Below are 12,530 nucleotides of genomic sequence, written 5' to 3' on the forward strand. Positions count from 1 at the left end.
TCAGCTCCTCACGAGGGTCGCGGCGGCGGGGGCGGGGACGCGCTCCGCGAGCGGGATCACCGGCGGGATCGCCTCCGGCGGCTCGCCGAGCAGCACCCGCCGTACGACGCGTTCGGCGGCCCGCCCGTCGTCGAACTGGCAGAACCGCTCCCGGAACGCGGCCCGCAGCGCCGTCGACTCCGGCCCCGCCCAGGAGCCGTCACGGAAGACCCGGGCCAGCTCGCCGGGGGTCTGGGCGACCGGCCCCGGTGGCTCGGCCGGCAGGTCGAAGTAGACGCCCCGCGTCTCCCGGTAGACCTCCCAGTCGTCGGCGTACACCACGATCGGCCGGTCCAGGTTGGCGTAGTCGAACATGATCGAGGAGTAGTCGGTGACCAGCGCGTCCGCCGCCAGGCACACGTCCTCGGAGGAGCGGTGCGCGGTGACGTCGATGACCCGGCCGGAGCCCGCCGGGCGCCCCAGGTCGTAGAAGTAGTGGGCGCGCAGCAGGACGACGACGTCTTCGCCGGCCGCCTCGCAGAACGCCTCCAGGTCCAGGCCGGGTTCGAAGCCGGTGTGGTGGTCGCGGTGGGTCGGCGCGTACAGCACGGCCGTCGCCCCCTCGGGCACGCCCAGCTCCCGGCGGACGCGGGCCACGTCGTCGGCGGTCGCGGTGCAGTAGACGTCGTTGCGCGGATAGCCGTATTCCAGGTGCTCGTACGAGCCGGGGAAGGCGCGCTCCCACATCTGCGTGGAGTGGCCGTTGGAGGACAGGTTGAAGTCCCAGCGGTCCACCCGGCCCAGCAGCTTCGCGAAGCTGCCCGACCGCGCCGCCACCACCGGGTACGTCGACTGGTCCACCCCCATCGTCTTCAGTGGGGTGCCGTGCTGGGTCTGCAGATGCACGCTGCCCGGCCGCTTCACCACGCCCTCGGCGAAGTTGGCGTTGTTGACCAGGTACGTGGCGCGGGCCAGCACCTCCCAGTAGCGGCGGGAGCCGATCACCGCGTAGTCGACGCCCTCCGGCATCGCATGGGCCTGGTCCGCCTCGACCAGGAACACCGAGCGGAGGTGCGGGGCGAGTTCCCGGGCCTTGGCGTGGATCGCGGCCGGGTTGCAGGCGTATCCCCGGCCCCAGTACGCGCAGAACACCGCGAGCCGGGGATCCAGGGGCCGGCGCAGGTCACGGGCGTAGCGCAGCCGGGTGCGCAGCATGTGCGGGTGCGGCAGCCGCTCGGCGGACCGGGACGCCACCCGGTTGGCGCCCCGCAGCGCCCGGAACGCGGTGTACGCGCCCGTCGCCAGCAGCCGGTGCTGCACCCCCAGGCTGCCGGGGGGCGCGTGATGGCCGGCCGGCCGGTGCGTCCGGTAGAGCCGACCGGCCCGGCTGAAGAACGCGCGGTGCGCGGAGGGCAGCCGCTCCGGGCGGGACGCCGTCCTCAGCACGTGCGCGAAGAGCTGGTCGAACAGGGCCCGCGCCCGCTCGGCGGACAGCCCCGCCACGGCCGCCCGGGTCAGCACCAGCTCCACCTGGTCCAGCAGGGTGTGCTGGTGCTGCCCGGGCAGATTGAGCCGGCTGCCCTGGCGGCGCGACCTGTGCCGTACGACGACCCGGCGCAGCACCGCGATCCGCTCGGCGGCGATGCCGGTCAGCCCGCCCCAGCCGAGGTCGGTGAAGTGGCCCTCGGGGAAGAGGAGTCCGTGCTCGGAGAGGAAGGTCCGGCGGTAGGCGGTGCCCCACACCGGCAGCCGCACGCCGGTCAGCTCCGCGAACCGGTCCGGAGCGAAGGCCCCCTTCGGTGCCTTCGCCAGCAGCGGCGCGGCCGGGTTGGCCGGCTCGCCCTCCCACCACGGGGTCCGCTCGTGCTCGGCGTACAGCACGTCGACGCCCGCGGTCTCGGTCAGCCGCGCGTCCAGGGCCGCCAGCGCACCCGGCAGCAGCAGGTCGTCGCCGTCGAGGAACAGCACGTACGCGCCGCCCGCCGCCCGCATCCCGGCGTTGCGCGCTCCGCTCAGACCGGCGGACGACGGCGAGTGGACCGGGGTCACCCGGGACTCCCGCTCGGCGTGCGCTGCGACCACCGCGGCGGCCGGGGAGTCCGGTGTGTCGCAGACCGGGATCAGCTCGAGGTCGCCGAAGGACTGACCGAGGACCGAGTCCAGCGCCTGGGACAGCCGTCCGGCGACCCCGTGGGACGGGACGATGATGCTGAAGCGGGGCATTCTGCTCTTTCCGTTGTCTTGCCGACGCGACGTGGCCGTCCGGCGGGACGCCAGGTGGACGGCCGGACCGGAGTGGGCCGCGTCGAACTGAGGGGCATGGGGACTCCCGGAAGGACCAACGCTGTTCAGCGACTCTCGGTGACGGTGTGCGGGCCGGAAGGTTGCGGCACGGTGGCGAGCGGGGAACGTGCGAGCGCCGCCGCGGCCGACGGCACCGGCCTGCGCTCGGCGAGCGGGACGAACGCCGGCAGCCTCTCCGTCTCGCCCCGTACGACCCGCCGTACGACCCGCTCGGCGGCGTGTCCGTCGTCGAACGGGCAGAACCGCTCCCGGAAGGCCGCCCGCAGCCGGCCGGAGCCGGCGTCGCGCCACCGGCCGGTGGCGAAGACGTCGATCAGCTCGTCCTCGCCGGTGGCGACCGCGCCCGGCGGGAAGGCGCGCAGGTCGAAGTAGACGCCGCGGGTCGCGGCGTAGGTGTCCCAGTCCCCGGTGTGCACGATGATCGGCCGGTCCAGGCACGCGTAGTCGAACATCAGGGACGCGTAGTCGGTGAGCAGCGCGTCCGAGGCCAGGCACAGGGACGCCACGTCCGGGTGCCCGGAGACGTCGATGATCCGGCCGTCCTCCCCGGGGGAGCCGCCCTGCGGGGCGGGGGAGCGGTCGAGGACGACGAAGCGCGGGCCGAGCCGGCGCTGGATCCGCTCCAGGTCGAGCAGCGGGCGCTGGGTGCGGCGGTGGTCGCGGTGCGCGGGCGCGTACAGGACGGCGACCGCGCCCTCCGGGACGCCCAGCGACTCGCGCAGCCGGGTCACGTCCGCCGAAGTGGCCCGCTGGAGGACGTCGTTGCGCGGTGAGCCGTACTCGAGCGTGGTGTAGCGGCCCGGGTGCACCCGCTCCCAGGTCAGGGTGGAGTGCCGGTTGCCGGACAGCACGTAGTCCCACTGGTCGACGGCCCGCAGCAGTTCCTCGAAGTCGGCGCCCCGGGCGGCCGCCGGACGCTCCTGCAGGTCCAGGCCCGTGTGCCCGAGCGGGGTGCCCTGCTCGGTCTGGACGAAGACCTGGCCCGGGCGCTTCCGCAGCCCGGCACCGAAGTGGCCGTCGTGCACCAGGTACTTGGAGCGGGCCAGCGCCGTCCAGCAGGCGGCCGTGCCCGGGCGGAGCTTGCGCGGACCCGGCGGAACCGCGTGCTGGTGTTCCGGGCGGACGAGCCAGGCGGTGCGGATGTGCGGGGTGTGCGTGCGGAACGCCTCCTCCAGCGCGCCCGGCCCGCCGCCGGGCCCCTCCTGGGCGGCGAACACCGCGCGGTCGGCGCGCAGCGGCAGGCGGAGCTGGATCCGGTAGTGCAGTTGCAGGGCCGCTGCCCTGAGGGCGCGGGTGAGCCTCCGCGCGTGCTTCAGCGAGCGACGCCGGAGGGCCGCGGCCATTCGCAGGGCGCGGAAGGTGCGGTGCAGGCCGAAGCGGACCAGGGTGTGTCGCGGCCGGGAGCGGGCCGGCACCGTGGCACCGGGGACGCGGTAGCGGCGGTAGTGGGCCCGGGCCCGGCGCAGGAACTCGGCGCGGCTGCCGCGTGGCAGCCGGTCCCGGCGGGTGAGGACCGTGACGTAGTGGTCGATCATCCGGCCGAACAACTCCGCGCGCCAGCGATCGAGTTCGGGATGCCGCTCGACGTAGGCGAACACCCGCTCGTACTGCTCGAAGACGTCGAAGTGCTTGCGGCTGGTGGTGCCCAGGATGTTGCCCTGCCGGCGCTGCCGGTAGTGCACGCACACCCGGTCCAGGGTGGCGATCGACTCCGCCGCCATCAGGGCCGGGAAGGTCCAGGGAGTGTCCTCGTAGTAGCCGGGCGGGAACGCGAAGCCCCGCTCCTCCACGAACTCCCGCCGGTACGCCTTGTTCCAGGCGACCATCAGCACCCGCAGCAGCCCCGGGCGGTCCTCCAGGCGGAACGGCGCCGGGCCCCGCTGGGTCAGGTGGGCGGCCACCTGGTTGCGGACCACCTCGCCGTTCCAGAAAGTGCGCGCGTAGTCGAAGACCAGGAGGTCCGGCTCGTCGGTCTCCTTGATCCGGTCGGCGATCGCGCGCAGCGCGTCCTGGGTGAGCGTGTCGTCGCTGTCCAGGAAGAGCAGGTAGTCGCCCGTCGCCCGGGCCATGCCCGTGTTGCGGGCGCGGCCCAGGCCCTGGTTCTCCTGGAGGTGCACCACCCTCACACGGGCGTCGCGGGCCGCGTACTCGTCGGCGATCGCGCCGCAGGCGTCCGGGGAGCAGTCGTCCACGACGATCAGTTCGAGATCGGGATACGACTGGGAGAGCACCGAGTCCAGACATTCGGACAGGTACGCCTGGACCTGGTACGCGGGGACAATCACAGTGAACCTGGGCACGGGACATCCATGGGTCGGTCGGCTCGGGCGTCTGGCCCGGGAACGGCCGATGGAGGGAATTGGTTACGGTTCGTACGGCGTTCGGGGGACACCACGAACGCGCCATCTACGCGCCGAGGGGCGGACCCCGGCGGGCCCGCCCCTCGAAGTCAACTCGCTCCGCGCCTACTTGACCGCGCCCGCCATCACTCCGGTCACGAACTGCCGCTGGAACGCGAAGAACACGGCCAGCGGGATCACCATCGAGATGAACGCACCGGGTGCCAGCACGTCGATGTTGTTGCCGAACTGCCGTACCTGCGTCTGCAGGGCGACCGTGATCGGCTGCGAGCCGGACTTGGTGAACACCAGCGCGACCAGCATGTCGTTCCACACCCACAGGAACTGGAAGATGCCGAGGCTCGCGATCGCGGGCCCGCCGAGCGGCATCACCACCCGTGTGAACAGCCGCAGTTCACCGGCGCCGTCCAGACGGGCCGCCTCGAGGAGCTCCCTGGGGATCTCCGCGAAGAAGTTGCGCAGCAGGAACACCGCGAACGGCAGGCCGAAGCCGACGTGGAACAGGATCACCCCGAGGATGGTCCCGAACAGGCCGATTTTGCCGAACAGTTCGGCGATCGGGATCAGCGCCACCTGCACCGGCACCACCAGCAGGCTGACCACGCCGAGGAACCACCAGTCCCGGCCCGGGAACTCCATCCACGCGAACGCGTAGCCCGCGAGCGAGCCGATCACCACGACCAGGATCGTCGCCGGGACCGTGATCAGCACGGTGTTCACCAGGGAGCTGGTGATGTCGCCGTTCTCCAGCAGCTTCTGGTAGCTGTCGAAGGTCAGCTGGGACGGCTTGGCGAACACCTGCCACCAGCCGCTCACGCTCATGTCCTCCGGCGCGCGCAGCGAGGAGATGAGCAGGCCGATGGTCGGCACCAGCCAGAACAGGCCCACGAGGAGGAGAAAGAATCGGACCAGCCCGCCGCTGAGCCGCCCGGTGATCCGCGCGGCCCAGGACTGCCGGGCCCGCACGGCCGTGTCGGTGGGTGTCACCTTCCCGATCCTTCCGGCAGTCGCCGTCATCGCCGCACCTCCCGCCGCAGCCGACGGATGTTGCTGTGTCTTCCCGGGGGGCGTCCCCCGGGCCCCCGGCCGTACCGAGGCGCACGCGTGCTCATCGCCGCACCTCCCGCCGCAGCCGACGGATGTTGAACAGCATCACCGGGATCACCAGCAGCAGCAGGAACACGGCGATCGCGCTGGCGATGCCCGGCTGGCCCTCCGCGAAGCCCTTGCGGTACAGCTCCAGGGCCAGCACATTGGCGTCGTCCTGGGAGGAGCCGGGGGCGATGATGTAGACGAGGTCGAAGACCTTCAGCACGTTGATCATCAGCGTGACCACGACCACCGCGAGGACCGGGGCGAGCAGCGGCACGGTGACCTTGCGGAACACCTGCCACTCGTTGGCGCCGTCCACGCGTGCCGCCTCCAGCAGCTCCCTGGGCACGCCCGCGAGCCCCGCCGCGATCAGCACCATCGCGAAGCCCGCCCACATCCACACGTACGACCCGATGACGGCCGGGGTGACCAGCGCCGGACCGAGCCAGTCGACGCCGTTGTACGGCTCCTTGAAGTTGCTCGCCGGCAGCCGGAGCAGCGCCCCGTCGGCCGACGCGGGCAGCGTGAAGGTGCCGTCTCCGGCGGCCTCGGCGGAGGCCACCACCTTGCCGTCCTTCACCGCCTCGATCCGCATCCCGGCGTAGCCCGGTTCGGACGGGTCGGGCGAGCCCAGCTTGCCGACGCCCTTGCCGCGCGTGAAGTCCTGCCAGGTGGTGCCGGTGACCTTCCCCGGCTCGGCCCCGGCGGCCACGGCCTTCTTCGCGCCGTCCGGCATCTGGTCCGGGGCCACCCCGACAAGCGGCAGTGTGACCGGCTGCCCGGCGTGCACGGGGGCCGAGGTGATGAACCCGCCCGCGTCCGCCTTCAGCGGCGAGTCACGGCCCGGATGCGCCTTCGGGAACGCCGACGACTGGGCGAAGGTGTCGTGGACCCCCACCCATACCGCGTTGGCGACGCCCTTGTCCGGGTCCTGGTCGTACACCAGCCGGAAGATGATCCCGGCCGCCAGCATCGAGATCGCCATCGGCATGAAGACGACCAGCTTGAACGCCGTGCCCCAGCGCACCCGTTCGGTCAGCACCGCGAAGATCAGGCCGAGCGCGGTGGAGACCGTGGGCGCGAACACCACCCAGATGATGTTGTTCTTCAGCGCCGTGCGGATGCCGTCGTCCGTGAACAGCGCCTTGTAGTTGTCGAGCCCGGCGAAGCCGTCGCCGGAGGCGTTGTAGAAGCTGCGGACGACCGAGTACCCGATCGGGTAGACCACGAGCGCGCCGAGCAGTACCAGGGCGGGCAGCAGGAACAGGGCTGCCACGGTCCGGCGGGTGCCGGTCACGCTCTTGCGGCTCTTGGGCGCGGCCGGGCCCGGTGGGGCCCCGGCCGCCGCTGCCGACGCCATGGCCGGATCAGCTCCCGTTCCCGTACGCGGCCGCCGCGTCCTTCTCGAGCTGTGCCTGGGTGCCGGCGACGTCCTTCGGGTTCTTCAGGAAGTCCTGCAGGTCCTTCCACTCGCCCTTGCCCGGGGTGCCGCCGAACGCCTGCGGGGCCTGGTCGGACATGTCGAAGCGGAAGTCGTCGCCGGAGGCGATCAGCGCCTTGGCGATGGTGCGCTGCACCTCGTTCGGGTACGCCGACTCCGCCACGTTCTTGTTCGGCGAGAGGTAGCCGCCGAGCTTGGCCTGGATGGTCGCCGCGTCCGGGGAGGCCAGGAAGGTGGCCAGGGCCTGGGCCGCCTTGGAGTCCTTCAGCACGACGGCCGCGTCACCGCCGGAGACCACCGGTGCGTCGGAACCCACGGCGGGGAACGGGAACACCTTCGCGTCCGTGCCCACCTTCGCCTTGGTGTCGCCGATGTTGACCTGAGCGAAGTCGCCCTCGTAGACCATGGCGGCCTTCGGCTGGTCGCCGCCGGTGAAGGTCTGGGTGACGGACGCCGGGAACTCGGTCTGCAGCGCGCCGTCCGCGCCGCCCGCCACATAGTCCTTCTTGCCCCAGACCTGGGCGAGCGTGGTGAGTGCCTGTTTCACCGACGGATCGGTCCACTTGATCTTGTGCTGGGCGAGCTGGTCGTACTTCTCCGGACCGGCCTGGGACAGGTAGACGTTCTCGAACCAGTCAGTCAGCGTCCAGCCGTCGGCGCCGCCGACCGAGAACGGGGTGACCCCGGAGTCGTACACCGCCTGCGCGGCGGTCAGCAGGTCCTGCCAGCTCTTGGGCTCCTTGGCGCCCGCGTTCTCGAAGGCCTTGGCGTTGTACCAGATCAGCGACTTGTTGGCGGCCTTGTAGTAGACGCCGTACTGCTTGCCGTCGACCTTGCCGATGTCCTGCCAGCCCTGTGAGTAGTTCTTCCGCAGCTCCTTCAGCGCGTCCGCGCCGAGCGGCTTCGCCCAGCCCTTCTGCACGGCCTGCTTGATCGCGCCCGGCTGCGGCAGCAGCGCCACGTCCGGCGGCTGACCGCCCGCGATCTTGGAGCCCAGGAAGTTGATGATCGGGTCCTGGGCGGGCACGAACGTCACCTTCGCGCCGGTGCGCTTCTCGAACTCCGCGAGGACCTTCTTGAAGTTCGCCTGTTCGGTGCCGGTCCAGACGGCGGCGACCTCCAGCTTCGCGCCGTTCAGCTTCGGCAGGTCGAGGGTGGAGCCGGTGGCCCCGCCGCTCGTGTCGCCGTCGCCCTTCTTGTCGCTGTCGCCGCCGGAGCAGGCGGTCAGCGCGAGGGCTCCCGCCAGCAGTGCGGCGAGCGTGGTGACGGCCCTGTGTGTCCGGATGGTGTCGCTGTTGCTGCGCATCACTTCCCCGTTCGTCGTTCTCCGTTGAACGTCAGAACTCTGTCCCGTCCGGTCCGGTCTACGCCGGGCCGGACGGAGGCGGCAAGAGCGCCTGCGCCGTCCAGCGGTCCATCGTGACCGGCTCGTGATCAGACGGGTATGCGTGGCGTTCCGGGGCGGGCCGTCAGAGCAGCGAAGGCACCTCCGCCGCGGCGACCTCGCGGGCCGCCCGCTGCACCGCGCTCGCCAGCAGGGCCAGGTCGGTCGGGCCGTTGCCCAGCTCCCGCACCGGCCGGCGGGTCGGCGGATCGCCCATGCGCTGCCACTCCAGCGGTACCACCGTGGGCCGCTGGGTCGCGGTGCGCGGGATACGGCCGGTGACCCGGCCGCCCTGGAAGCCGACCGCCCGTCCGTCCGGGTACGTCAGCCGGCCCCGCCCCGGCGCCGGTTCCCCGCCGGGCTCCTGGGTCCGCTCGGCCGGAGCGGCGCCCGTGCGCCCGGCGGACGGCGCGTCCAGCGCGATGCGCAGGGTGGCCCGCCTGGCCGGTTCCGTCTCCGCCGTACGGCCGCCCGTGCCGGCCGTGGCCACCAGGTGCACCCCGAGCCGCTCGCCCTCCCGGGCCACCGCCTCCAGCGCCCGCAGCACCGACCCGGCGGCGGGCCGGCCCGGCGAGCCGAGCGCGGGGGAGACCAGCGCGTCCAGGTCGTCGACGACCACCACGAGCCGGGGCAGCGGCGGCGCGGCCTCGGCGCGCTGCCGTGCGGCGGCGCCGGGCCGCAGCCGCAGCGTGGAACTGGGCGGCGCCTCTATGTCCCCCGTCGCGTCCGCCGCGCCGGCACCGGACCCGGCGGGGCGGCCGTTCGGGGTGCGCTGCGCGACGATCCGGCCCGGCATCTCACGCCCGGTGTGCCACTGGGCGAAGTCCGCCAGGCCCAGCAGCTCCGCGCGCCGCTTCAGCTCCGCGGTCAGCGACTGCGCGAACTCCCGCATGCGCACGGGGTCGTTGGCGATGAGATGGGTCGTCACATGGGGTATGTCCGTACAGACGCGCAGCCCTTCGCCGCGCCCCGCGCCGGTGCCGACGCCCTCCCGGCCGTCGATCAGCACCATGCCCAGCCGGTCGGGCCGCTCGGCGGCGGCGAGCGAGGCGGCCACCGTCCGCAGCAGCTCGGTACGGCCGCTGCCGGCCGGCCCCTCGATCAGCAGATGCGGCCCGTCGGCCACCAGGTCGACGGTGAGCGGTCCGTGCGGCCCGGCTCCCAGCACCGCCCTGGCCCGGCCGGCCGGGCACGCCGTGTCGTCGGCCGCGTCCGCCCAACGGGCCATCAGCGAGGCCGGGGTGGCCCGGGCCAGCCCCAGCTCGTCCAGCAGCCGCGCGGACGCCGGCAGCGGTACGGCCACGCGCGCGTGCGGCTCGGCGAGCGGGCCGTCCGGCCGCAGTGGCGCCAGCGCCCGCGCGAACCGCTCGGCCCAGGCGGGGGAGACGGCGTCGACGGTGGCGAGGGTGCCCGGGCCGACCGGGCCGGTGGGCGCGACCCGCATCAGATGGAGCGCGCCGGCGACGTCACCACCGAGCAGGGCGACGGCCCCGCAGTGCCGGAAGGTGGGCGTCGCCTCGCAGGCGGCCTCGTAGGTGCGGGTCACGGGCGAGGCGGGGGAGGCGGGCTCGGTCTCGGCGAGGCACACCACGTGGATCCCGGCCCGCGGCCCGGCCACGGCCAGCCGTGCCAGGGACTCCCGCAGGGCCGAGCCTCCCGGGTCCCCGTCCACGACGACGACCGTGTACGGCCCCGGGAAGCCGCCGGCCCCGGCCGGCCCGGCGCCGTCCCTGGCCCACGAGGGGCGGTGCGCGGCCGCCCGGGACTGGGCGTCAGCGGGACCGGAAGCGGTCAGCGGGGCCGGTCCGGCGTCGCGTGCCGCACCCGGTCCGGCATGGCTGCCCGCACGTGCGGTGAAAGAGGCCGCCGTGCCGAACGCCGTGCCGGTGGCGGAGGCCGGTCCGGCGGGGAAGTCCGGGTCCGCGTAGGCGTCGTGGGGCGCCGGGCCCGTCGCGGCGTCGCGGGCCGGGTCCGGGTGGGCGTCGTGGCCCGGGTCGCCGTGAGCGTCGTGCTGCCGCGGACCCGGTACGGAGGCGGTGGCGGTGCGCGCGGTGCCGCCGGTCCCGGGGGCGCCGTGCTCCGCCCCGGCCGGTGCCGGAGCCGTCCGGGGCCGGGCCGGCTGGGCCGTGCCCCGGCCCGTCGCCGCGTACTCCTCGACCCGGCGCAGCAGTTCCTCCGTGCGGGCCGCCGCCTGCTCGCGGTCGTGGGCGAGCAGCAGGCGGCAGTCCTGGCCGTGGCCGGGGCGGACGTGCGGCAGCCAGCCGAGCCAGGACCACTCGGCCGCGCGCTCCGCCACCGGGCGGGCGCGGTCCGCGCTGATCAGCACGATCTCCAGCAGGTCGGGGGAGTGCAGCGCGGCGAGCTGGGCCAGCACCGCGCGGGCCAGCCCGGACAGCCGGGGGCGCGGCCCTGCCAGGCCCAGCGCGCCCGCCTCGCGCAGCGCGGCGGTCACCGGCACGGCGGGCAGCACACCCGAGCCGTCCGGCGCGCCGCGGTCGGCCGTGCCGAGCCGCACGGTCAGCGCCTCCGGGTGCCCGGGCCCCCGCTCCCACAGCCGGGGCCCCGGACCCAGCGCGGTCAGCAGCAGCGCGGCCGGGTCCGGCCAGGTCTCGGGCCGCTGGGAGGCGCCGGTGTTCTCGGCTGCGGTCCCGCCGGGCACCGAGCCGTACTCCTCGGGCCCGGCGGCCGGCTGATCCCCGCGTCCGCCCGCCAGCCGGCGCGCCCACGCGCCGAGCCCACCGCGCCGCCGCACCCCCGGCGGGACGTCGGTGCCCCGCAGCGGCGTGCCCTTGCGGGTGCCGCGGCCGGTGTCCTCGGGGAATGCCGTACGGGCGTGGGCGTCGACGCCGTGCCGTCCGGCGTGCGTGTCCCCGCTGCCCGCGCCGTCGGCGCCGGACGGAGCGCCCGGGCTCTCCGCGTTCGGCGTCCCCGCCTGCCCGGGCACCACGAGGGGCTCCGCGCGGTCGTGGTCAAGGTCGTGGCCTGCGCCGTGGTCCGCCGTGCCGTACGTGTGCCGGGTGGGCCCGGCCGGGTCCATGCCGCTCCCGGCGGCCGGCGGTGCCACGCGCGCGTGCCCTTCCGGATCCTCCGGGAGCACCCGCAGGCATCCCTCCCCGTCCGGCACCGTCGCCGTGCGCGCCCCTGGCCCCCCGGACGGCGTAACCCGCAGGGCGGACTCGCCGATCCGCAGCAGCGCGCCCGCGGGGAACCGCACCGGGCGCTCGCCCACACGCGTGCCGTCCAGGGCGGTGCCGTTCGTGGAGCCGAGGTCGGTGACCGAGACCCGGCCGTCTGCGCCGACCGTGACCGCGCAGTGCAGACGGGAGACGTCCGGGTCGTCCAGCGGGACGTCGGCGTCGGCGGAACGGCCGACGGTGATCCGGCCGCCGTGCAGCAGATGGACCCCGCCCGCGTCCGGCCCGGCGACCACGTGCAGCTGGGCCGGGGCGTCGTCCAGTTCGGGATGCGGCTCGGGGGCCGCGGGGGAGCCCAGGGACAGCACGGCGCCGTCCACCAGCGGGGGCTCGCCCAGGACGCGGCGGCGCGCGTCCAGCCGCTCCGCGCCCGCGTACAGCACCACCGGGGCGCCGCCGCCGGTGTCCCGGCCCGCGCCGCCCTCTCCGGCGACCGCCGCGGACAGTGCCGACGCCACCGCGGCCAGATCCGTGCCCGCGGGCGCGGTCACCAGCACGTCGCGGCTCACGGCACGGCCCCGCTGCGGGGACGGGCCCAGCGGATCTACGACGGTCAGCCGGATCTGCATCGCCGTCAGCGGTCCCTTCTGCCCGGGCGCGGACTACCCCACCCCCCGCACGAGCACGTCGGCCAGTACTGCACGCATCCTCGCACCTGTCACTGACAACGTGCCCACGACCCGGTGCCAAGTGATCTTGATTGGTCAGCTCTGCCCCCAAAAGTGCCTGACCAGTAGTGCGCCGATGATCAGTTGAGATCGGTCACGTACGGCACC

General features: G+C 74.2%; 6 protein-coding genes. All 6 read right to left on the reverse strand.

All coding sequences use genetic code 11. The annotated features are described in order from the left end of the window. The 6 genes from ACFVVO_RS14955 to ACFVVO_RS14980 all read right to left on the reverse strand — a co-directional run bounded on the left by ACFVVO_RS14955 (window position 1) and on the right by ACFVVO_RS14980 (window position 12,323). Window positions 1–2,202, reverse strand: a complete 2,202-nt coding sequence (locus ACFVVO_RS14955; protein ID WP_390054978.1) for a CDP-glycerol glycerophosphotransferase family protein — start codon at window positions 2,200–2,202, stop codon at window positions 1–3. 125 nt (window positions 2,203–2,327) lie between these two features. Continuing rightward, window positions 2,328–4,583 (reverse strand): CDP-glycerol glycerophosphotransferase family protein, encoded by a 2,256-nt coding sequence (locus ACFVVO_RS14960; protein ID WP_390054980.1) that lies wholly within the window; start codon window positions 4,581–4,583, stop codon window positions 2,328–2,330. Between the two features lie 165 nt (window positions 4,584–4,748). Further along, a complete protein-coding gene (locus ACFVVO_RS14965; RefSeq protein WP_390054981.1) occupies window positions 4,749–5,660 on the reverse strand; it encodes a carbohydrate ABC transporter permease in 912 nt (303 codons plus the stop codon). 91 nt (window positions 5,661–5,751) lie between these two features. Then, a complete protein-coding gene (locus ACFVVO_RS14970) occupies window positions 5,752–7,095 on the reverse strand; it encodes a carbohydrate ABC transporter permease (RefSeq protein ID WP_390054983.1) in 1,344 nt (447 codons plus the stop codon). 7 nt (window positions 7,096–7,102) lie between these two features. Continuing rightward, window positions 7,103–8,482: an ABC transporter substrate-binding protein gene (locus ACFVVO_RS14975; protein ID WP_390054985.1), complete on the reverse strand. Its 1,380-nt coding sequence runs from the start codon at window positions 8,480–8,482 to the stop codon at window positions 7,103–7,105. Window positions 8,483–8,645: 163 nt separating this feature from the next. After that, the gene (locus tag ACFVVO_RS14980) at window positions 8,646–12,323 is read right to left on the reverse strand and encodes an FHA domain-containing protein (RefSeq protein ID WP_390054987.1); all 3,678 of its coding nucleotides are present in this window, start codon (window positions 12,321–12,323) and stop codon (window positions 8,646–8,648) included. Between the last annotated feature and the right edge of the window lie 207 nt (window positions 12,324–12,530).

The sequence above is a fragment of the Streptomyces sp. NPDC058145 genome (genome assembly GCF_042884245.1).
In the GTDB taxonomy this organism is placed as follows: domain Bacteria; phylum Actinomycetota; class Actinomycetes; order Streptomycetales; family Streptomycetaceae; genus Streptomyces.

What these genes read in the sequence shown, in the direction of transcription:
- ACFVVO_RS14965 (WP_390054981.1), bottom strand. Translation starts at nt 5,660, where the DNA reads ATGACGGCGACTGCCGGAAGGATCGGGAAGGTGACACCCACCGACACG.
- ACFVVO_RS14975 (WP_390054985.1), bottom strand. Translation starts at nt 8,482, where the DNA reads ATGCGCAGCAACAGCGACACCATCCGGACACACAGGGCCGTCACCACG.
- ACFVVO_RS14970 (WP_390054983.1), bottom strand. Translation starts at nt 7,095, where the DNA reads ATGGCGTCGGCAGCGGCGGCCGGGGCCCCACCGGGCCCGGCCGCGCCC.
- ACFVVO_RS14955 (WP_390054978.1), bottom strand. Translation starts at nt 2,202, where the DNA reads ATGCCCCGCTTCAGCATCATCGTCCCGTCCCACGGGGTCGCCGGACGG.
- ACFVVO_RS14980 (WP_390054987.1), bottom strand. Translation starts at nt 12,323, where the DNA reads ATGCAGATCCGGCTGACCGTCGTAGATCCGCTGGGCCCGTCCCCGCAG.